Here is a 20,153-nt window from a genome sequence, read left to right on the forward strand (position 1 = left end):
GCTTTCAAAGGTGGGCCAGCACGCGCTGGGCGATGCCGGTGTCGATGCGCAGGTCCAGGAAATCGGCGTGGCCCAGGATGCGTTCGATGAAGGGGATATTGGTCTTCACGCCCTCGATGCGGGTCTGCGCCAGTGCCTGGCGCAGCCGTGCGATGGCCTGGGTGCGGTCGCTGCCATGGGCCACGAGCTTGGCGACCATGGGGTCGTAGAAGGGCGTGACGCTGCAGCCCTGGGCATAGCCGGTCTCCACGCGCAGGCCTTCGCCCTGGGGCATCTCGAAGCGGTCCAGGCGCCCCGGCGAGGGCAGGAAGCGCACGGGGTCTTCGGCATAGATGCGCGCCTCGATGGCATGGCCGCGGGCCACGGGCTCGGCGGGAAGCACGTCGCCCATGCGCTCGCCGGCGGCCAGGCGGATCTGGGCCTCGACGATGTCGATGCCCGTGATCTCCTCGGTCACCGCATGCTCGACCTGCAGCCGCGTGTTCATCTCCAGAAAGACAAAGCCGTGCTGCGGCGTGTAGAGCATCTCCACGGTGCCGATCACGTCATAGCCCGTGCGCGCCAGCAGGCCGGCCAGCAGTTGCCGCATGTCGGCCAGGGCCTGCGCGGGAATGCCTGCGGGGCGGGCCTCCTCCACCACCTTCTGGTGGCGGCGCTGCACCGAGCAGTCGCGCTCGAACAGCACGCGCACTTCGCCATGGCGGTCGGCCAGCACCTGGAACTCGATGTGGCGCGGCGCCTCGATCAGCTTTTCCAGGTACAGCTCGGCCGTGCCGAAGTACTTGGCGGCAATGCCGCTGGCCTTGGACCAGGCGGCCTCCAGCTGCGGTGCATCGTGCGCGGGCAGCATGCCGATGCCGCCGCCCCCGCCTGCGGGCTTGACCAGCACGGGAAAGCCGATGCGCGCCGCCTCCGCCTGCGCCTCCTGCACGCTGTGCAGCACGGCCGAGCTGGCCGCCTGCGGCATGCCCTGGGCGGCCATGAAGGCCCGCGCCTGGGTCTTGTGGCCCAGCGTGCGTATCCAGTGCGGCGAGGGGCCGATGAAGCACAGGCCCAGGCGCTGCACGGCCTCGGCGAACTCCGCGTTCTCGGAGAGAAAGCCGTAGCCCGGGTGCACGGCATCGGCCCCCGTCTCGCGCGCCACCTGCAGCAGCCGCGCCTGGTCCAGATAGCTTTGCGCGGCGGGCGCAGGGCCTATGCACACGGCCTGGTCGGCCGCCTGGACATAGGGCAGGCCGGCATCGGCCTCGGAGTACACGGCCACGGATTCAAGGCCCATGCGCCGCAGCGTGCGGATCACGCGTGCGGCCACGGCGCCCCGGTTGGCGACCAGCACGCGGCGGATGGGGTGCGGGGCGCCGCTCATGCCGCCTCCGAGGTCGCAGCTGGCGCAGCGGCCACGGCCACCACCGCATCAACGATGACCGGCGCCTGCGCGCCACGCGCCACGAGCACGGGATTGGCATCGACCGACTGCACGCGCCCGCCCTGGGCCAGCATCCAGTCGCCCAGCCGCACCATCATGGCGGCCACGGCGTCCAGCTCCACGGCCGGCATGCCGCGCACGGCCGCAAAGGCCGGGGCGATGGACAGGCGCGCAAGGGCATCCTGCGCCTGCCGCGCACTGAAGGGAGCCACGAGGAACTGCACGTCCCTGAGCGCCTCCACCAGCACGCCGCCCTGGCCGACCATGACCACCACGCCGAATTCGGCATCCACATGGGCACCCAGCGCCAGCTCGAAGTCGGCCCTGTGCTGGGCGCCCAGCAGCAGGCCGCCATCGGCCGCGTCCAGGCGGGCCAGCGTGGCGGCGAAGTCGCCAAAGGCCTGCAGCGCCTGCTCCGCCTCGCGGATGTTCAGCCGCACCAGGCCATGCTCGGACTTGTGCGAGAGATCGGCGGACACGCCCTTGGCCACCAGGGGCCGTGGCAGGGACTCGATGGCGGCGCGCACCTCGTCCTCGCTACTGCAGACCAGATGGCGCATCACCGGCAGGCCGGCGCGGGCTAGTTCGGACAGGCTGGAGGGCTCGTCCAGCGTGAGGGAGCGGGAGGCCGCCACCGGCACCGATGCCTCGGCAGACGGCACCTGTGCCTGCCTGCCACCGGCCTGCTCGGCCAGCAGCGCCAGGCCGCGCATGGCGGCGCGTTCGCTCCAGAAGGTGGGCACGCCCTGGTCCTGGAAGGCCTGGGCCACCCAGTCCTGGTTGACGCTGACCGCAATGGGCACGCCGGTATCGCGCGCAAAGCGGCTGGCCTGGCCCGCGAAGTCGGCGAAGTCATAGCCCTCGCCACCGATAGGGAAGCCCACGTGAACGAGGTCCGCCGCACCGCTGCCCGACAAGGCCCGCAGCGTGTCGCCAAAGGTCTGCGGCCTGCCCAGAAGGGCCGTGGTCATGTCGATGGGGTTGCGCGCCGTGACATAGGACGGCAGGGCCTGGGACAGGCCGTCCAGCGTGGCGGCATCGAACGGCTCCAGGGCCAGTCCGTATTCCTCGGCCGCGTCGGCCGACAGCACGCAGGTGGCGCCCGAATTGCTGATGCTGACCACGCGGCGACCGCGCGGCGCGGGCTGGGACAGGAACAGCGGCGCGTAGTCGATCAGCTCGCGGAAGTCGGCCAGGCGCGGTATGCCGTGCTGGCGCAGGAAGGCATCGGCCAGCGCGTCCTCGGCCGCCAGCGCGCCCGTGTGCGAGCTGGCCGTGGCCTGGCCTGCGCGCGTGCGGCCGGCCTTCACGGCCAGGATGGTGACGCCGCGCGCATGGGCCAGGCGCGCGGCCTCGGCCAGCCAGGCGCTTTGCCTGAGCGTCTCGATGTAGAGCACGACCAGGCGGATGCCTTCGTCCTCGACCACGGCGCGCACGGCCTCGGCTGCGCAGACATCGGCCTCGTTGCCCGTGGACAGCATGTAGCGCACGCCGATGCCCGCGCGGCGCAGGCCGCCGTAGAGAATGGCCGCGCCCGCGCCGCTCTGGCTGACGATGGCCACGGGGCCGTCGGCCGGCGCGTTCTCGTTGATCATGGTCGAGAAGTTGAGGATGGCGCCCGTGGCGAAGTTGGCCACGCCCTGGCAATTGGGGCCGAACAGGCGCAGCCCGCCGCCTGGCGACCGGCGCGCCCGCGCCACCAGGTCGGCCTGCTGCCGGCGACCCTCCTCGCCCAGCTCCGCAAAGCCCGAGGAATAGATCACGGCCAGGCGCGCGCCCACGGCCACGCAGTCGTCGATGGCGGCGGCCACGTCCTCGCCGGGCAGGCTGATGACCACGGCGTCGGGCGCCTCGGGCAGCGCGCGCAGCGAGGGGTAGGCAGCCAGGCCCTGGACCTCGGCGCGCTTGGGATTGACGGGCAGGATGCGGCCTGCGAAACCATGGCGCCGCAGGTAGTCGATGGGCCGGCCACCGGCCTTGATGGGATTGTCGGAGGCGCCAAGGATGGCGACGGAGCGGGGGTTCAGTGCTTGCAACAGAGACATGCGTACCTCATCAATCCAAAGACAAGGCTTCGCGCTGGATCACTTGCCCCCAATCCGAGACCTCCTTGGCGATGCGCTGGCCGAACGGCGCGGGCGGCATCATCACGGGCTCGCCCTGGCTGCTGAGCACGGCGCGGATGCGTGCGTCCTGCAGCACGCCCCTGGAGGCCTCGTAGAGCCGGTTGACGATGGCCGGCGGCGTGCCTGCGGGCGCCAGCAGGCCGGCCCAGAAGGTGACGTCGAAATCGGCATAGCCGGCCTCGGCCATGGTGGGCACCTCGGGCAGCTGCTGCATGCGCCGGGGCGCGGTGACGGCCAGCGCCACGAGCTTGCCGCTGGCGATGTGGGGCAGCGCGCTCCAGGTGTCGAACTGCGTGTCCAGCTCGCCGCTGAGCACGGCCATCTGGGCCTGCGACGCGCTCTTGTAGGGCACATGCGTGGTCTTCACGCCCGTGCGGTTGCTCCAGGCCGCATAGGCCAAGTGGGCGATGTTGCCGGGGCCGGCCGAGCCGTAGCTGAGCTTGTCGGGATGGCCCTTGGCGAAGGCGATCAAATCCTTGGCCGAGCGGATCTGGTGCTTCTGCGCCCACTCGGGGTTGACGGTGAGGATGAAGGGCGCATCCAGCACCATGGTGATGGGCGCGAAGTCCTTGGCGCGGTAGGTGATCTTCTTGTAGATCTGGGGGTTGATGGTGATGCTGCTGGAGTTGGTGACCAGCAGGGTGTAGCCGTCGGGCGCGGCGCGCGCCACCTCGCCCACGCCGATGGCGCCGTTGGCGCCGGGCTTGTTCTCCACCACCACGGGCTGGCCCAGCGACTTGCTCAGCGGCTCGGACAGCGCACGTGCAATGGTGTCGGTGAACGAGCCTGCAGGAAAGCCGACCACGATGCGCACGGGGCGCGTGGGCCATTTGTCCTCCTGAGGGGCCTGGGCCTGGGCCGCCGTCGCGGCGCAGATGGTCAGGCACGGCGCCAGGCACAGGGCCAGGGCGGTGCGGCGCGAGGGCGCGCGCGGTTGTCTGGTTGCCATTGCTTTGTCTCCTTGGGTTTTTATGCGTTCAGGGCCGCAGGCCGAACTGCGGCGCTCCGGCCTCGCGCAGCGGCGCGGCCAGTTCCACGAATTCGCTGAGCAGGGCGCGCGTGTCGCGCGGATCGATCACCTCGTCGATGCCGAAGGCCTCGGCCGTGCGGAAGGGCGAGGTCAGGCTGCGCACGCGCTGCTCGATCTCGGCGCGCTTTTGCACGGGGTCGTCGGCGCCTTCGATCTCGGCCTTGTAGGCCACCTCCAGCCCGCCCTCGATGGGCAGCGAGCCCCAGTTGGCCGAGGGCCAGGCATAGCGGAAGTTGAAGCGGCCCATGTGCTGGTGGCCGGCCGCCGCCACGCCGTAGGCGCGGCGGATGAGGATGCTGCACCAGGGCACGGTGGCCTGGTAGACGGCGGCCAGGGCGCGCACGCCGTAGCGCATGACGCCGGCCTTCTCGGCCTCCACGCCGATCTGGAAGCCCGCGATGTCCACCAGGTTGACCACGGGCAGGTGGAAGGTCTGGGCCATGTCCACGAAGCGCGTGAACTTCTCGGCCGAGGGGCCGTCCCAGCCGCCGCCGTAGAAGTACGGGTCGCTGGCCACCACGGCCACGGGCCAGCCGTCGATGCGCGCCAGCCCCGTGACGATGGCCCGGCCCCAGTGGCGGCCCGTCTCCAGGAAGGAGCCCTCATCGACCAGGCATTCGACAATGGGCCGGATCTTGTAGACCTTGCGGCCATCGCGCGGAATGGCCGACAGCAGCCATTCGTCGCGCCGCCGCGGATCGTCCTGCGGCGCGGTGCGCGCAGGCAGCTCGTACACCGACGATGGCAGGTAGGACAGGAAGCGGCGCACGCGCTCGAAGGCCTCCTGCTCGGTGGCCACCTCGTCATCGACCACGCCGTTGCGCGTGTGCACCTGGCTGCCGCCCAGCTCGTTCTTGGTCACGTTCTGGCCGATGCGCGCCACCACGGGCGGGCCGGCATTGAACAGCTGGGCGGTCTCCTTGACCATCACCGAGTAATGGCTGGAGGCCACGCGCGCCGCGCCCATGCCGGCCACCGAGCCCAGGGCCAGCGAGACCACGGGCACGGTGGACAGGTTCTGCACCACCTGGCTCCAGACCTTCATGGTGGGCACGCTGGTGTAGCCCTTGGTCTCGATGTTGCGCACCGAGCCGCCGCCGCCCGTGCCATCCACCAGGCGCACCATGGGCAGGCGCAGGTCGTGCGCCATCTTCTCGGCAAAGATCAGCTTGTCGCCCACGGCGCCGTCGTTGGCGCCGCCGCGCACCGTGAAATCGTCGCCCACCACGACCACGGGCCGCCCGCCCACGCGCGCGCGCCCCATGATGAGGTTGGAGGGCGTGAAGTCCGTCAGCCTGCCCAGGCTGTCGTACTGGCCCGAGCCGGTGAGCGAGCCCACCTCCACGAAGGACTGCGCGTCCGTGCAGGCATCGATGCGCTCGCGCACCGTGAGCTTGCCCGCGGCCTTGTGCCGCGCCACCTTGTCCTCTCCGCCCAGTTTGGCCGCCAGTGCGCGGCGGTATGCGATCTCGTCCACTTCGGGTTGCCAGCTCATGTCGTCGTGTCTCCTTGTGCCTGTAGAGATGCACAAGGCGTGCCAGAACGCAGCGCGTTGAATTCAAAGGATTTTTTCCACAGTCGACCTGCGCGTGTCCACATCAAGGACAACCTCGAAGACACGGGTTGGGCACTGTCTTCAATGGAGACACCACGGGGACAGACCCGTGGCCTGCGCGCCGCTAGAGTGCGTTCACCCCAGCCACTGCCCGCCATGCCCATGCCCAGCTCCCCTGACCACCGATTCGGCGTTCTCGTGTGGCGACGCGACTCGCCCGAGCCCGTGGCGCGGCTGGGCCTGGCGCAGGAGCCGCTGCTGCATGCAGCCGTCACCGAGGCCCTGGCCCGCGCGCACGGCGACGGGCACAACCCCATTGGCCATGGCCAGCTGCTGCACGTGGAAACACCGGGCCCGCGCGGCACGGTGGCCCGCCATGTGGCCGTGGTGCTGGCCGATGCCGAGGGCAAGGTCGCCCTGCTGCGCCCGGCCGACGAGGCGGCGGCGCTGTTCGATATGGTGGCCAGCGTGCCCTTCGCCTTCGCCATCCTCAACATGTTCCTGACCAACCCGTACCAGGCGATCACGGTGGCCGACCATGAAGGGCTGATGCGCTACATCAGCCCCGTGCACGAGAAGTTCTTCGGCCTGGCGCCCGGCACGGCCGCAGGCCGGCGCGCCGAGGACGTGATCCCCAACTCGCGCCTGCCCCACGTGGTGCGCAGCGGCCGGGCCGAGATCGGCGACCTGCAGCAGCTGGGGCCGGGCGTGAGCCGCATCGTCAACCGCATGCCGGTCTACGAGGGCGGCGCCGTGGTGGGTGCCGTGGGCCAGGTCAGCTTCAGCGGCGTGGAGGCACTCAACCGCATGCAGCAGCGGCTGAACCAGCTGCATGACGAGGTGCAGCACTACAAGCGCGAACTGAGCCAGCTGCGCGGCGGCACGCCCACGGCGCAGATGGTGGGCGCCAGCGCCCCCATGCAAAGGCTGGCCCGCGAGATCGACGCCGTGGCGCGGCTGGACGTGCCCGTGCTCATCCTGGGCGAGAGCGGCAGCGGCAAGGAGCTGGTGGCCCAGGCCCTGCATGCGCGCGGGCGCGATGCCGACGCGCCCCTGGTCAGCCTCAACCTCGCGGCCCTGCCGGCCACGCTGATCGAGTCCGAGCTGTTCGGCTACGAGGCCGGCGCCTTCACGGGCGGGCGCAGGCAGGGCCAGCCCGGCAAGCTGGAGCAGGCCGAGGGCGGCACGCTCTTCCTCGACGAAGTGGCCGACATTCCCATGGAAATCCAGGTCAAGCTGCTGCGCGTGCTGGAGGACCGCCAAGTGCAGCGCCTGGGCGCGCACAGCGGCCGGCAGGTGAACTTCCGCATCGTGGCCGCCACGCACCGCGACCTGCGCGGCCTCATCGACAGCGGGCGCTTCCGGCTGGACCTGTTCTACCGCCTCAGCGGCGTGGTGCTGCATGTGCCCGCCCTGCGCCAGCGCCTGGAGGACATCCCGGCCCTGGTGCAGCGCTTTGCCCAGTCGTTCTGCGAGCGCAACGGCATTGCGCTGCCCCGCATCGCGCCCGGTGTCATGCCCTACCTGGCCCGCCAGGCCTGGCCCGGCAATGTGCGCCAGCTGCGCCAGCGCGTGGAAGAGGCCCTGGTGTTCTGCGACGGCCACCTGCTGGGTGTGGACAACTTCGCGCGCCACGAGGACCCGCTGGCCGGCGCACGAACTTTGCCCGTTGCCGAGGCAGACATGCCCTCCACCGGCGCCGTGGCCCCGCTCAAGGACCAGGAGCGCAATGCCATCCTCGACGCCATCGCACGCTGCGGCGGCAACAAGAAGCTGGCCGCGCAGGAGCTGGGCATCTCGCGCTCCTACCTCTACAAGGTGCTGGGCGCGGCATCGCCCGGCTGAGCCTGTCGTGCCGAAGGCAGGGAATTCGAGACAGCGGCTGGCCGCACCGTTGCCATACTAGGCACCCCGTACCCCCTGCCGTCCCTGCCGCCTCTGCCGCACCCGGCGCCCCGAATGCAAGACACCCGAGACGCGCTCGAACAGCGCCAGATCCCCATCTACTTCGCCGCCGTGGCCCTGGCCGCGGCCGCCGCCTGGGCGCTGCCCGGCACGGGCGTGCTGGAGCGTGCCATCAACCCCGCGCTGGCGCTGATGCTGTACGTGACCTTCTTGCAGGTGCCCGTGGCCGAGCTGCGGCGCGCCTTTGGCCAGGTGCGCTTCCTGAACGCGCTGATGGTGGCCAACTTCATCATGGTGCCGCTGCTGGTCTGGGCCCTGCTGCAGTTCCTGCCCGCCGACCCCCTGCTGCGCCTGGGCGCGCTGCTGGTGCTGCTGTCGCCCTGCATCGACTACGTGGTCACCTTCTCCCACCTGGGACGCGCCGATGCGCGCCTGCTGCTGGCGGCCACGCCGGCCCTGCTGATCGCGCAGATGCTGGCCCTGCCCGGCTACCTGGGCCTGTTCCTGGGAGACGATGCGGCGCGGCTGGTGCAGGCGGGGCCTTTCCTGCATGCGTTCGTGTGGCTGATCGCCGTGCCGCTGGCCCTGGCCGCTGCCACGCAGCTGTGGGCGGCCCGCAGCCGGCGCTGCGCCAGCGTCTCGGCATGGCTGGGCCTGCTGCCCGTGCCGGCCACTGCGCTGGTGCTGTTCGTGGTGATCGCCTCCGTGCTGCCCCAGCTGGGCCCGGCCACGCACGCGGCCTGGAGCGTGGTGCCCGTCTATGCGGCCTTCGCGGTGGCGGCGCCCGCACTGGGCTGGCTGGTGGCGCGTGTCTTCCGACTGCCTGCGCCCGCAGGCCGGGCCGTCGCGTTCAGCGCGGGCACGCGCAATTCGCTGGTCGTGCTGCCGCTGGCCCTGGCCGTGCCTGGCGCCATTCCCGTGCTGCCGGCCGTCATCGTCACGCAGACGCTGGTGGAGCTGCTGGCCGAGCTGGCCTATGTGCGCGTGATTGCGCTGTGGGGCTGGGACCGGGCGCCGGCCCTGGCCCGCGGTCAACGCGATGACGCCGCGCCATAGGCCTGGCGCAGCTGCGCCATGTTGTCCAGCAGCGCCGTCGGTCCGGCGCTGCCCATCAGGTACCAGCCCTTGGGATCGAGGAAGACGACCTGCCCCTTGCGGCCGGCCGCCGTGGCGTGGATCTGCGCGTTGTCGAACACCTTGCGCGAAGCCATGATCTCGCCGCCGCCTGCCGCTTGGCCCGTGGCCGTGTTGCGGTCGATGACGTAGATCCACTCGGGGTCCAGCCGCGCCACATCATCGAAGCCGTAGGCGGTGCCGCGGGCTGGCAGTTGCGCAGCCGATAGCGCCGAGCGCGCGCCGAACACATCGAACAGAAAGCCGAAGCGCGATCCCGGCGCCTGCGGCAGGAGCTTGTCGTTCACGGCCATCAGCAGCAGGCCCGGCGCCGCCTGCGAGGCCTGGACACGCAGGCCCTGCAGCTCGGCCTGGATGCGCTGCACCAGCGCACGGCCCTGCGCCTGGCGGCCGAACAGCAGCGCCAGCGTGGCGATGTTGCGTTCGATATCGGCCAGCATGTGCTTGCCGCTGACGCTCAGGTCCAGCGTGGGCGCGATGCGTCCCAGCACCTCGGCCTTGCCGGCCGAGCGCCCGCCCACGACGATCAGGTCGGGCGCCAGGCGGCTCAGCGCCTCGTAGTCGGGCTCGAACAGCCCGCCCGCCGCAGGCCGCTGCGCGAAGCTGTCCAGATACCGGGGCAGCTGCGCCCGGGGCACGCCTGCGACCGCCGACGCGGGCACGCCCAGCGCATGCAGTGCATCCAGCGCCCCCAGGTCATAAACCACCGCGCGCCGGGGTGCGCCGGGCAGGCTGGCCACTCCCCGGCATGCCGCACGGACAGCGGGGCCGCCACCGCAGTCCCCAGGAACAAGGCCGGCAAGGCCAGCGCCGCCGCGCGGCGCGTGATATCGAAGGTCATGGCAAAGAATCCCAGGAAAAAATGAATGGAGTTCCGGCCTCCGGAGGCCACGGGCAGCGGCCGCCCTTGCGGCCGGGATGCCTAGAACTTCACGTTCATGCCGATCCAGTAGCGCCGGCCGTCCTGCACCGTGGCGTAGTCCTCGTAGTACACGTCCTTGTCGAACAGGTTGTAGATGCCTGCGTAGAAGGTCACGTCCTTGCTGTAGTTGTAGGAGCCGCCCATGTCGAACATGGCATAGCTGCCAGCCACCCAGGTGCGCGCCGAACGGCCGCCCGTGGGCTGGCTTTCCTTGCCCCGGTAGGACAGCTTGGCCCAGCCCGCCCATTGCTGCGAAGGCTTCCAGTTCAGCGCCAGGTTGAGCATGTGGCGCGGCAGCTGGCTCAGCGGCTGCCCCGCGAACTCGCCGCTCTTTTGCTCGGACTTGGTGAAGGTGTAGCTGCTGCTCAGGTCCAGCGTGCGCGCCAGCGGGGCCTTGAACGTGGCTTCGATGCCGCGCGTGATGGCCTTGTCGATATTGACGTTGGTGGTGGGCGTGTTGCCCGAGGAATTGGCCGGCCCGCACTCGGGACAGGCGATGCGCGTGATCTTGTCGTTGAACTCGTTGTCGAACACCGTCAGGCCTGCCGACAGGCCGGCGCCGTTGTTGTAGAGCACGCCCAGTTCCTTGCTCAGCGAGGTTTCGGGCTTCAGGTCGGGGTTGCCGTAGATGTTGCCGCCGCGGCTGGACTGGCCCCAGTCGCCCAGGGTCTGGCGCAACGAGGGCGCGCGAAAGCCGGTGGACACGCCGCCCTTGACGGTCCATTGCGCGTCGAGGTTCCACACGCCATACAGGCGCGGGCTCCATTGCGACCCGCCCTTGCTGTCGTGGTCGTAGCGCAGGCCGCCGGTCAGGGCGAAGTTCTCGCGCAGGCGCCACTCGTCCTCGGCGAACCAGGCGTACTGCGTGCGATCGGCCGTGGTGCGCGCCGAGCCCGGCAGCGTATTGGTCGTCGTGTCGCGCAGGTCCTGCTGGTTGTAGTACACGCCCGTGGTCAGCAGGTGCTGGCGGCCCAGCGGCGCTACCCAGCTGCTGTTGAACACCGTGTTCCTGATGGTCATGTCGCGCGACAGGTTGCGCGTTTCCTCGCGCTGCAGATAGGTGTCGGAGGAAGCCCAGCCCCAGCGGCCCTTGTGCTGCAGCGAGTAGTTCTCGCGCTCGAACTTGCGGTCGCTGGGCGCATCGGTGGGCAGCAGGGTCATGCCAGGCGACGAAACGAAGTGCTGGCGCGAAGTGCCGATCTCGGCGATCAGGTCGTGGTCCTTGCTGGGGGTCAGCGCCAGGCGCAGGTTCAGCGAACGGTTGTCGCTCTTGTTGTAGCCCTGGTAGATGCGGTCCTGGTCGCGCTTGCCGTAGTTACCGTACAGGCTCAGGCCCAGCAGGTCGGTCTTGATCGGGCCTGACAGGTAGAAGTTGGTCTGGTAGGCATCGCCCGAGGTGGAGCGCTCCTGCAGCGTGGCGTCGGCACGCACCGAGCCATGCCAGTTCTTCGCCACCTTGCGCGTGATGACGTTGATCACGCCGCCCATGGCGTCCGAGCCGTACAGCGAGGACATGGGGCCGCGCACCACCTCGATGCGCTCGATGGCCTCCAGCGGCGGAATCCAGCTCTGGTCCGTGCCCGTGCTGCCGTTGGTCTGGGTCTCGCGCGTGCTCATGCGCTTGCCGTCCACCAGGATCAGGGTGTAGTTGGCGCCCATGCCGCGCAACGAGATGTCGTTGGAGTTGTTGTCCGAGGGCGTGAGGATCACGCCAGGCACATCGCGCAGGGCATCGTGCAGGTTGCGGTAGGCGCCCTGCTCCAGTTCCTGGCGCGTGATCACCGAGATCGAGGCCGGCGCCTGGCTGATCTCCTGCTCGAAGCCGCTGGCCGTCACGACCAGGGTTTCCAGCGTGGCCCCGCCTGCTGCCTGGGCCAGCGCGCTGCCCGAGGCCAGCAGGCCCAGGCAGGCGCCCAGCGCGGTGCGGCGCAGGGGAACGACGGTGGAGGGAAACGAAGCACGCAGGGAGGTGCAAAGGGCGGACAGGGCAAAGCCACGGCCCGCCGCGGGGGCTGTGCAGTTGTGCATGGGAAAGCTCGCAAGAAGAATCACGGACGGTCGAACGACCGGGGTGCGCATCCGCTCTGTTGTTTTTGATGAGTGCGAATCGTTCTTATTTTATTTTCCCGTCGACAACGGCCTGGCCGACGGCAGCGCAGCTGCTGTTTTTCTTTACAAGCGGGCCGATCTGTGAGCAATTCATTCAGGATGCTGAATGTTGCCTTGTTCATCAATGACATGCAGGGCCGCCAGTGCCCGGGCGCGTGCAGCGCCCGGCACGATTCACGGCGTTCCGGCGAGCACGGCGGCTTTGTAAAGTTGGCCCGATGTGGCCCGCAGGCAACATCCTGATACGAAGATCAGGACCACAGCCGCCCCGCATTGGAGACCAGGAACAGCACCAGCCCCACGGCACCGCCGACCACGGTGCCGTTGATGCGGATGTACTGCAGGTCCTTGCCGATGTGCAGCTCGATCAGCTCGGACAGCTCGCGCGCATCCCAGCGCCGCACGGTATCGGCGATGTGCTGGGCCAGGAACTGCGAGACATCGGGCGCCAGCGCCTGGGCCCAGCGCTTGAGGCGCTCGTTCATGGAGCTGCGCAGCGCCTCGTCGTGCGCCAGCGACTGGCCCAGCCAGCGGCCCATGGCGGCGGTCTTGCGCGCCACCTGCGAATGCTCGTTGGCCAGGTCCGCCTGCAGCTTGGCGCGCAGGCCCAGCCACAGCGCCCGCAGGTAGCCGGCCAGCTTTTCGTCGTGCAGCAGGTAGTGGCGCAGCCGCTCGGCGCGCTCGGACATGGCGGGGTCGGACTGCAGCCGCGTGACCAGCCGGTCCACGGAGGCGTCGAAGGCCTTGCGCATGTGGTGCTCGGGGTTGCTGGCAATGTCCTGCAACAGGCTGTCGAGCGCGCCCGCAATGGCGCTGGCGCCCTTGTCGCTGAGCCAGTCCGTGGGCAGCATCTTTTCCTTGAGCGGATGCTCGCGCTTGAGCCACAGCACGATGGTCTGGGCGATCAGCACATGGGTCTCGGCCTCGCGCAGCACGCCGCTGACGCGGGCCAGCACATCGTCCAGCACGGCCTGGTGGCGGCCGTCCTTGGTCAGGCCCGACAACAGATCCGCCGCCGCGCGGGGCAGATCCACCTGGGCCAGCAAGGCCTTGAATGCCTGTGTCAGAAAGCGCTCCACCTGCCGGTCCTGCACCATCTCCAGCGCCGCCAGCGCCAGCCGCGCCACCTGCCGCCCCAGCAGGGTGCTGTTGGCCGGCGTGGTCAGCCAGCCGGCCAGCACGCGCGCAGGATCATGGCGCTCGATCAGCGCCACCAGCGAAGGGCCGTCCAGGAACTTGTCGCGCACGAAATTCGCCAGGTTCTCGCCGATGCGGTCCTTGTTGCGCGGGATGATGGCCGTATGGCGCCCGACCAGGGGCAGCGGAATGCGCCGGAACAGCGCCGACACCGCAAACCAGTCGGCCAGCGCGCCGACCAGCGAGGCCTCGGTCACGGCCTTGATGCAGGCCAGCCACAGCGGCACCTGCTGCCAGTGCCCCGCCGCCACGGACGAGGCCACGAAGCCCAGCGCCACGAACAGCAGCAGCGCCAGCGGCAGGCGCTTGGCCGACTTCAGTGTTTGACGTTGCTCTGGCGACAGCATGGAGCGCAGCATACGACGCCCGTCCGCCATCCGCATGACGATGCCTGCCGCCAAAGCCTGTCAGCCAGCGCCTGCCTGCGAATTGCGCGGACAATACCGGCTTTCTTCAGAACCCTCTTGCGAGAACAAGACCATGACCGACGCCAACGCACCCGCCGATCGCCCCGCGCTGCCCGACCACCTGTCCATCGACCCGCGCAGCCCGCACCATGTGGCCGCCGTGTTCGAGCACGACATCGGCATCCGCTTCAACGGCAACGAGCGCTTCGATGTGGAGGAATACTGCGTGAGCGAGGGATGGATCAAGGTGCCGGCCGGCAAGACGGTGGACCGCAAGGGAAAGCCCCTGCTGATCAAGCTCAAGGGCGCCGTGGAGGCGTTCTACCGCTGATTTCCGGCCGGTCGCAAGGCCGGCCGCAACCTCTTCAGGAATCAGCGGGCTTCAGCCCGCATCGGCCCGCGGCGCCGGCGGATTCCTGAACTTCTCCCGCAGCTCGGCGCAGTGGTCCTTGGCGGGCAGGGCATCCGTCTTCTGCAGCCAATCCACATCCGAGGCCTGCGCCACCGATGTCTCCCCCGCCTGCGCCACGGCCACCTTGGCGCCTGCGGCCTCGGGCAGCCAGGTGGGAATGCCCACGCCGCGCAGCACGTGGCCGCGTCCGGCCACCAGCAGCACGGTCTTGCCGGGCTTGACTGCGGCCCTGGCCACCTCGGCCATGCTGGCATCGCGGGCCAGTTGGATGCGGGCCATGGGCGCCAGCTGGGTGTCGGGCAGCAGGCCGCAGTGGCCTTCGCGGATGGCGTCGAGCTGGCGCTGCCAGCCCTCGGGCGGCAGGTGGGTGTCCAGGTTCTCGTTGCGCATGGCCTGCTTCATGTCGGCGCGCGGCAGGTTGCCCCCCAGCACCGGCACGCCCGCGCGCACGGCGGCCATGACCACGCCGCGGTAGCGCGGCCAGGGCCAGGCCGCGTCCTGCCATCGCAGGGTCTGCTGCACCGCGTCCTCGGAGGCATCGCGTGCCAGGCTGGCCGTGGAGCCCGTGCGCGGCGCCATCTCGATCACCAGCGCGGCCAGGCGCTCCTGTTTTGCCAACTGCTCCACCGTGGCCTGCTGCCAGGACTGGTGGGCGACCGCATCGTGCTGCTCGCCCAGCAGCACGATGGGCGCGTCGGACCAGCGCTGCAGCTGCTGCGTCCAGTCCCGCGCCGGGGCGGAGGAGCTGGCGCAGCCGGCAAGGGCTGCCGCCAGCAATGCGGCCGCAGCCAGGCCGGCAAGGCGCGGGGTGCGGATGAAGGGGCGGGGGATGGAGCGGACTTGCATGGCCCCATGCTAAACACTGGCCTCGCCCGGGGACGCCATAGGCCCTGTGGGCGTTGGGGGCAGTTGAAAGGATCCTAGGAATCGGGGCGGGAGCACGGCGCAAACGGGCGGCGCTTGATTCAGGTCAAGACGCGCAAATGTGCCGTGGCTACAGTGCAGCCATGCATGGCAAGCCCTCGCTTTCGACCAAGCTGCTGCTCATGGGCGCAGCCTGCCTGCTCGCGGCCGTGGCCTCCATCGGTTTCACGCTGTGGGTGGCCTGGCAACTGGAAGGCGGTGCGGCGGCGGTGAACGAGGCCGGGCGGCTGCGCATGAGCATGGTGCGCATGGCCATGGCGCGCCAGAACGAGGCGCCTGCGCAGTGGCAGGAGCGCGCACGGCAGTTCGACGCCAGCCTGGACCTGCTGCGCAGCGGCGACATGTCGCGGCCGCTGTTCGTGCCCTGGAGCGATGCGGTCAGCGCGCGCTACGAGCGCATACGCGGCGACTGGAGTGCGCTGCGCACGCAGTGGCAGGCCGAGGACCATGTCGATGCGCAGGCCATCATGGGCAGCGCCGACGCCTTCGTGCGCGAGGTGGACGGCTTTGTCGAGGCCATCGAGGACCGGCTCTCGCGCTGGACGGCCATCCTGCACCTGTTTCAGATGTGTCTGATGGCGCTGGCCATCATCGCGGCCGTGAGCTTCATGGCCACCAGCTACTGGCTGGTGCTGCATCCCGTGGGCCAGCTGCGCTCGGCGCTGGAGCGCATGCGCCGCGGACACCTGGACACGCGCATGAGCGTGGAGGTGGACGACGAGTTCGGCCAGCTGGCGGCCGGCTTCAACCTCATGGCCCAGTCGCTGCAAAGCTCTCACGCCGAGCTGGAGGACAAGGTGCGCGAGAAGACCGCCAGCCTCAACGTGCAGCACCAGCAGCTGCAGGCGCTGTACGCGGTCAGCGTGCAGGCGTCGGAGGCCGCCAGCCTGCAGTCCCTGGCCGAAGGCTTTGTGCGCCAGGTCCGCCTGGCGGCCCAGGCCGATGCGGCCACGGTGCGCTGGTCCGACGAGGCCAACGAGCGCTACGTGCTGCTGGCCGGCGACGGCCTGCCCCAGTCCATGTCGGTGCAGGAGCACTGCCTGCACACGGGCGCCTGCCTGTGCGGCCAGCCGCGCGAGCAGGCGCGGCTGCGCGTGATCCCCATCACGCCGTCCAGCGACCTGCAGCTGCCGCACTGCCGCGAGGCCGGCTTCGAGACCGTGGTCAGCATCCCCGTGCAACTGCAGCAGCGCCTGCTGGGCGAGGTCAACCTGTTCTTTCGCTCCACCGTGGTGCTCACGGACGACATGCGCGACCTGCTGTCCGCCATGGCGCGCCACCTGGCCAGCGCCATGGAAAGCCTGCGCGCCACGGCGCTGGAGCGCGAGGCCGCCGTGGCCGAGGAGCGCGGCCTGATCGCACGCGAGCTGCATGACTCCATTGCCCAGTCGCTGGCCTTTCTCAAGATACAGACCCAGCTGCTGCGCGACGCCGTGGCCAAGGGCCGCGACGAGGCGCGCGACCGCAGCCTGGGCGAGCTGGAAGTGGGCGTGCGCGAATGCTATGCCGACGTGCGCGAGCTGCTGGTGCATTTCCGCACGCGCACCAGCGCCGAGGACATCGAGGCCGCGCTGCGCGCCACACTGTCCAAGTTCGAGCACCAGACGGGCATTGCCACCTCGCTGAGCATGACGGGCCAGGGCCTGCCGCTGGCGCCCGACGTGCAGATCCAGGTGCTGCACATGGTGCAGGAGGCGCTGTCCAACGTGCGCAAGCACGCGGGTGCCAGGCATGTGGAGCTGCGCGTGGGGCGCCACCCCTGGCGCTTCGAAGTCTGCGACGACGGCTGCGGCTTCGTCCCCGCCGCCGTTGCGCCGGACTCGCTGCATGTGGGCCTGGGCATCATGCGCGAGCGCGCCCTGCTGGCCCAGGCGCTGGTCCATGTCCATTCGCGCCCCGGCGAGGGCACGCGCGTGCTGATCGAGCTGCCGCCGTCGGCCTCGGCCGGCGCGCCAGCGCAGGCCCTCCCCTCGAACGCGTGACACGCTCCCGCAAGAAAAAGACCGCCCCATGTCCTTCTCCAGCCCCATCTCCGTCTTCGTCATCGACGACCACACGCTGTTCCGCCGCGGCCTGATCGCCCTCATCGCCCAGGACGCAGGCCTGCGCGTGGTCGGCGAGGCCGGCGACGCGGGCGAGGCCCTGCGCCTGGTGCCCGCGCTGGCGCCCCAGGTCATCCTGCTGGACAACCACCTGCCGGGCGTGCTGGGCGTCGATGCCATCGCGGGCCTGCGGGCCGCATCGCCCGGCAGTCGCGTCGTCATGCTCACCGTGAGCGAGGACGGCCAGGACCTGGCGGCCGCGCTGCGCAACGGCGCCCAGGGCTATCTGCTCAAGACCATCGACGGCGACCTGCTGTCCGAGGCCCTGCGCCGCGCCGCGCGCGGCGAGCCTGTGGTCAGCCCCGAGATGATGGGCAAGCTGGTGGCCGCCTTCCAGTCCCAGGGCGCCCCCGAGCCCCAGGCGCCCGAGCCGGACGAGGCCCCGGCCTCGCCGCTGTCCCCGCGCGAGGAAGAGGTGCTGGTCCAGATCGCCCGGGGCGCCAGCAACAAGGAAATCGCCCGCACGCTGGACATTGCCGAGACCACGGTCAAGATCCATGTGCAACACATCCTGCGCAAGCTCGGCCTGAGCTCGCGCGTGCAGGCGGCGGTGTATGCGTCGGAGCGGCAGCGGGATTAGCGGCCTACGCTGTGGCTGAAGCCCAACCATCCCCCGCACACCGCAGCGCCCATACCCACGCCAGCGCGGCCGCCACGGTCAGCCCGGTGAGCATGGCCGCCGCGCCCATGGCGTCCAGCGCCACGCCGGCCGCCAGCGGCACCAGCATGCGGCTGGCGGCGAACAGGCTGGCCTGCAGGCCGTAGTCGAAGGCCTGCCAGCGCGGGCGGGCGAATTGCATCATCAGTCCGAAGACGCAGGCCGAGGAGGCGCCCATGGCTGCTGCCACGCAGGCCACGGCCGCGACCAGGCCCGGGGGCGGGGCGCCGGCTGCGATGACGGCCGCCAGCAGCGCCAGCGCCGCCACGTTGCAGCCCGCATACAGGGGCAGGGCGCGCCGGGTGCCCAGGCGACGCGTGAACAGGGGCGAGGCCGCGCCCGCCAGCGCAGCCACCACGCCGCCGCCCATGCCGGCCAGCAGGGCAGCCTGGGCCGGCGCGAAGCCGTGGTCCAGCATCAGCGGCTTGAGGTAGAACCAGGCCGCGCCGATGAAGGGGAAGTAGCTGACCAGCACCAGGGTCCAGCGCCAGGCGCCGGGCTGGGCGCCATAGCCGCGGACCATGGCGGCCAGTCCAGCTTTGGGCGCAGGCAGCAGCACAGGCGAGGGCGCCTCCCCGGGCTCATGGCGCACCACCCAGGCCAGCAGCAGGGCGCCCAGCGCCAGCGTGCCGGCCAGGCAGAGGAAGGGCGCGCGCCAGCCCCATTTCGCCTGCATGAGCAGCATCATCCCGCCGCCCACGATGGCGCCCAGCGACAGCGCCGCTGCGCGCACGCCCCCGGCGCGCATGCGCTCGGACGCGGGCAGCAGGCGGATGGCCAGGGCGCTGACGGGAATGTCGGCCCAGGTGGCGGCCAGCGCGGCCGCGAAGGCCAGGCCGAACAGCCACAGGCGCTCGGCCAGCAACTGCTGCCAGCCCAGGGCCAGCAGCACGGCCGCATAAGCCAGGCACAGGGCCAGCGCCCAGGCGCGGTAGCGCGGCTGGCCGTTCGCGCTGCGCGCTTCCACGGGCGCGGCCAGCGCGAACTTGATCAGCGCGGGCAGCCCCGCCAGCTGGAACAGGCCGATGGCCGTGCCCGACCAGCCATGCTGGCGCATGACCAGGGGCAGGCCCAGCCAGAGGTAGACGCTGGGGGCGGTGAGCGCCAGGTGCAGCCAGCCGAACAGGGCCTGGAGCAGCCAGACAGGGCGGGGAGCTGCGGCCTTCATGGCGCGGCCTTGCGGGCAATGAGCACGGCCAGCGGCGCCATCGGAAACTCGCGCGACTCGATGCGTTCGATGCGCTCGAAACCCGCCTGCGCCAGCAGCGCCTGCAGCTCGCCGCGCCGGGTCACGCTGCGGCCCAGCAGGCGCATGGGCAGGTAGTAGGGCAGGGTGCGCAGGGCGGCTTCGGGCGTCTCATCCACCTCGGCATGGGCGCAGACGAAGACGCCGCCGGGCGCCAGCGCGTCGAACACCTTGGCGACCACGGCTGCCGCATCGGGCACGAAGTGCAGCACGGACGAGCACCAGACCAGGTCGTAGCCGCTGCCTATGCCGTCCGTGGCCAGGTTGCCGCCCAGCGCGGTGAAGCGGTCGGACAGGCGGGACTGGCGGGCGTTGTCCGCCGCCACGGCCACGGCCTCGGGCCAGTCGAAGACGCTGGCCTGCAGCGCGGGCTGCCGGCGCAGCAGGGCCAGCGCAATCCAGCCGGGGCCGCCGCCCAGGTCCAGCATGCGGCGCGGGGTGCCTGCGCCGGCAGCGACCTCGGGCACCTGGTCCAGCACCTGCAGCGCGGCAGGCACGCTGACGGCGCGCTGCTCCTGGCCGATCTGGGCGCGCGCGGCGGCGGCCCAGCCTTCGGCATTGCCCGTGGCCAAGGGGGCGCTGCAGGCCGAGCCGTCACCGGCAGGGCCGTGCTCGACCAGGCCGCGCAGCAGCGTGGCGGAGTGGCGCAGCGAGCGCAGGCGGAACAGCCAGGCCGCGCCGCAGGACTCGGGCGATGCGCTGTGCAGGTAGCGCAGCGCGTCGGTGGCCAACAGGTAGCTCACGGGCTCGTGCTGGCCGCGCCGCAGGAGGCCCATGCTCCACAGCAATTCCATCCAGTGGGAGGTATTGGCCTCGTTCCAGCCCTGGGCCTGGGCCAGCTCGGCCGGCGTCTGGGGCGTGGCCAGCCGGTCCAGGGCGCCCGATTCGAGCGCCAGCACCAGGGCCTCGGCCTGGACCTGGGCGGAGGCCAGATCCCACAGCGGTTGCAGGGCGTGGGAGGGGGCGTGGGTAGGGGATTCACAGCGGGGTGTATTCATCG

16 protein-coding genes are annotated in these 20,153 nt (G+C 70.6%); 6 read left to right on the forward strand and 10 right to left on the reverse strand.

The annotated features are described in order from the left end of the window. Positions 1-4: 4 nt before the first annotated feature. Genes CLV01_RS05675 through CLV01_RS05690 form a run of 4 tightly spaced genes read right to left on the reverse strand, consistent with a single transcriptional unit; the run spans position 5 to position 6,077 of the window. Positions 5-1,366: an acetyl-CoA carboxylase biotin carboxylase subunit gene (locus CLV01_RS05675; RefSeq protein WP_099734799.1), complete on the reverse strand. Its 1,362-nt coding sequence runs from the start codon at positions 1,364-1,366 to the stop codon at positions 5-7. After that, positions 1,363-3,471, reverse strand: a complete 2,109-nt coding sequence (locus tag CLV01_RS05680; protein WP_099734798.1) for an acetate--CoA ligase family protein — start codon at positions 3,469-3,471, stop codon at positions 1,363-1,365. Before CLV01_RS05680 ends, CLV01_RS05675 begins: the two co-directional genes overlap by 4 nt. A gap of 10 nt (positions 3,472-3,481) precedes the next feature. Then, on the reverse strand, positions 3,482-4,501 hold the full coding sequence (locus tag CLV01_RS05685; RefSeq protein WP_099734797.1) for a tripartite tricarboxylate transporter substrate binding protein: 1,020 nt from the start codon (positions 4,499-4,501) through the stop codon (positions 3,482-3,484). 28 nt (positions 4,502-4,529) lie between these two features. Continuing rightward, positions 4,530-6,077, reverse strand: a complete 1,548-nt coding sequence (locus tag CLV01_RS05690) for an acyl-CoA carboxylase subunit beta (protein WP_046241328.1) — start codon at positions 6,075-6,077, stop codon at positions 4,530-4,532. A gap of 222 nt (positions 6,078-6,299) precedes the next feature. Between CLV01_RS05690 and CLV01_RS05695 the strand changes: the two genes are divergently transcribed. Next, the gene (locus tag CLV01_RS05695) at positions 6,300-7,982 is read left to right on the forward strand and encodes a sigma-54 interaction domain-containing protein (RefSeq protein ID WP_099734796.1); all 1,683 of its coding nucleotides are present in this window, start codon (positions 6,300-6,302) and stop codon (positions 7,980-7,982) included. Between the two features lie 114 nt (positions 7,983-8,096). Then, positions 8,097-9,098, forward strand: a complete 1,002-nt coding sequence (locus CLV01_RS05700) for an arsenic resistance protein (RefSeq protein WP_099734795.1) — start codon at positions 8,097-8,099, stop codon at positions 9,096-9,098. On the opposite strand, the gene CLV01_RS05705 is transcribed toward CLV01_RS05700, so the two are convergent. Together CLV01_RS05705 and CLV01_RS05710 are read right to left on the reverse strand one after the other, a co-directional pair. Beyond that, entirely contained in the window at positions 9,074-9,916 is an 843-nt protein-coding gene (locus CLV01_RS05705) for a siderophore ABC transporter substrate-binding protein (RefSeq protein WP_257221204.1), read from the reverse strand. The two genes, CLV01_RS05700 and CLV01_RS05705, sit on opposite strands and share 25 nt — an antisense overlap. Before the next feature lie 182 nt (positions 9,917-10,098). Beyond that, positions 10,099-12,126: a ligand-gated channel protein gene (locus tag CLV01_RS05710; RefSeq protein ID WP_013804398.1), complete on the reverse strand. Its 2,028-nt coding sequence runs from the start codon at positions 12,124-12,126 to the stop codon at positions 10,099-10,101. Here CLV01_RS05710 and CLV01_RS29060 point away from each other — a divergent pair. Then, positions 12,125-12,292 (forward strand): hypothetical protein, encoded by a 168-nt coding sequence (locus tag CLV01_RS29060; RefSeq protein ID WP_156517036.1) that lies wholly within the window; start codon positions 12,125-12,127, stop codon positions 12,290-12,292. The two genes, CLV01_RS05710 and CLV01_RS29060, sit on opposite strands and share 2 nt — an antisense overlap. A gap of 166 nt (positions 12,293-12,458) precedes the next feature. Here the strand turns inward: CLV01_RS29060 and CLV01_RS05715 are convergent, their stop codons facing one another. Then, positions 12,459-13,763: a DUF445 domain-containing protein gene (locus CLV01_RS05715; protein ID WP_081816128.1), complete on the reverse strand. Its 1,305-nt coding sequence runs from the start codon at positions 13,761-13,763 to the stop codon at positions 12,459-12,461. A gap of 121 nt (positions 13,764-13,884) precedes the next feature. Between CLV01_RS05715 and CLV01_RS05720 the strand changes: the two genes are divergently transcribed. Next, positions 13,885-14,142: a DUF3297 family protein gene (locus tag CLV01_RS05720; protein WP_013804396.1), complete on the forward strand. Its 258-nt coding sequence runs from the start codon at positions 13,885-13,887 to the stop codon at positions 14,140-14,142. Positions 14,143-14,193: 51 nt separating this feature from the next. Here the strand turns inward: CLV01_RS05720 and CLV01_RS05725 are convergent, their stop codons facing one another. Beyond that, the gene (locus CLV01_RS05725; RefSeq protein ID WP_099734793.1) at positions 14,194-15,069 is read right to left on the reverse strand and encodes a ChaN family lipoprotein; all 876 of its coding nucleotides are present in this window, start codon (positions 15,067-15,069) and stop codon (positions 14,194-14,196) included. A gap of 161 nt (positions 15,070-15,230) precedes the next feature. On the opposite strand from CLV01_RS05725, the gene CLV01_RS05730 reads away from it, so the two are divergent. Further along, positions 15,231-17,129: a type IV pili methyl-accepting chemotaxis transducer N-terminal domain-containing protein gene (locus tag CLV01_RS05730; RefSeq protein WP_099735214.1), complete on the forward strand. Its 1,899-nt coding sequence runs from the start codon at positions 15,231-15,233 to the stop codon at positions 17,127-17,129. A 28-nt stretch (positions 17,130-17,157) separates the two neighbouring features. Next, positions 17,158-17,829 (forward strand): response regulator, encoded by a 672-nt coding sequence (locus CLV01_RS05735; protein WP_012203037.1) that lies wholly within the window; start codon positions 17,158-17,160, stop codon positions 17,827-17,829. A gap of 4 nt (positions 17,830-17,833) precedes the next feature. Here the strand turns inward: CLV01_RS05735 and CLV01_RS05740 are convergent, their stop codons facing one another. Then, complete coding sequence (locus tag CLV01_RS05740; RefSeq protein WP_099734792.1) at positions 17,834-19,075, reverse strand: MFS transporter; 1,242 nt, start codon at positions 19,073-19,075, stop codon at positions 17,834-17,836. Further along, positions 19,072-20,151, reverse strand: coding sequence for a class I SAM-dependent methyltransferase (locus CLV01_RS05745; protein ID WP_099734791.1), 1,080 nt, complete (start codon positions 20,149-20,151; stop codon positions 19,072-19,074). Before CLV01_RS05745 ends, CLV01_RS05740 begins: the two co-directional genes overlap by 4 nt. Positions 20,152-20,153 lie beyond the last annotated feature (2 nt).

Source organism: Delftia sp. 60 (assembly GCF_002754395.1).
Taxonomy (GTDB): domain Bacteria; phylum Pseudomonadota; class Gammaproteobacteria; order Burkholderiales; family Burkholderiaceae_C; genus Comamonas; species Comamonas acidovorans.

Excerpts from the sequence above, each read along its gene's own strand:
- CLV01_RS05675 (WP_099734799.1), bottom strand. The coding sequence starts at position 1,366 with ATGAGCGGCGCCCCGCACCCCATCCGCCGCGTGCTGGTCGCCAACCGG.
- CLV01_RS05680 (WP_099734798.1), bottom strand. The coding sequence starts at position 3,471 with ATGTCTCTGTTGCAAGCACTGAACCCCCGCTCCGTCGCCATCCTTGGC.
- CLV01_RS05685 (WP_099734797.1), bottom strand. The coding sequence starts at position 4,501 with ATGGCAACCAGACAACCGCGCGCGCCCTCGCGCCGCACCGCCCTGGCC.
- CLV01_RS05690 (WP_046241328.1), bottom strand. The coding sequence starts at position 6,077 with ATGAGCTGGCAACCCGAAGTGGACGAGATCGCATACCGCCGCGCACTG.
- CLV01_RS05695 (WP_099734796.1), top strand. The coding sequence starts at position 6,300 with ATGCCCAGCTCCCCTGACCACCGATTCGGCGTTCTCGTGTGGCGACGC.
- CLV01_RS05700 (WP_099734795.1), top strand. The coding sequence starts at position 8,097 with ATGCAAGACACCCGAGACGCGCTCGAACAGCGCCAGATCCCCATCTAC.
- CLV01_RS29060 (WP_156517036.1), top strand. The coding sequence starts at position 12,125 with ATGGGAAAGCTCGCAAGAAGAATCACGGACGGTCGAACGACCGGGGTG.
- CLV01_RS05710 (WP_013804398.1), bottom strand. The coding sequence starts at position 12,126 with ATGCACAACTGCACAGCCCCCGCGGCGGGCCGTGGCTTTGCCCTGTCC.
- CLV01_RS05715 (WP_081816128.1), bottom strand. The coding sequence starts at position 13,763 with ATGCTGCGCTCCATGCTGTCGCCAGAGCAACGTCAAACACTGAAGTCG.
- CLV01_RS05720 (WP_013804396.1), top strand. The coding sequence starts at position 13,885 with ATGACCGACGCCAACGCACCCGCCGATCGCCCCGCGCTGCCCGACCAC.
- CLV01_RS05725 (WP_099734793.1), bottom strand. The coding sequence starts at position 15,069 with ATGCAAGTCCGCTCCATCCCCCGCCCCTTCATCCGCACCCCGCGCCTT.
- CLV01_RS05730 (WP_099735214.1), top strand. The coding sequence starts at position 15,231 with ATGCATGGCAAGCCCTCGCTTTCGACCAAGCTGCTGCTCATGGGCGCA.
- CLV01_RS05735 (WP_012203037.1), top strand. The coding sequence starts at position 17,158 with ATGTCCTTCTCCAGCCCCATCTCCGTCTTCGTCATCGACGACCACACG.
- CLV01_RS05740 (WP_099734792.1), bottom strand. The coding sequence starts at position 19,075 with ATGAAGGCCGCAGCTCCCCGCCCTGTCTGGCTGCTCCAGGCCCTGTTC.
- CLV01_RS05745 (WP_099734791.1), bottom strand. The coding sequence starts at position 20,151 with ATGAATACACCCCGCTGTGAATCCCCTACCCACGCCCCCTCCCACGCC.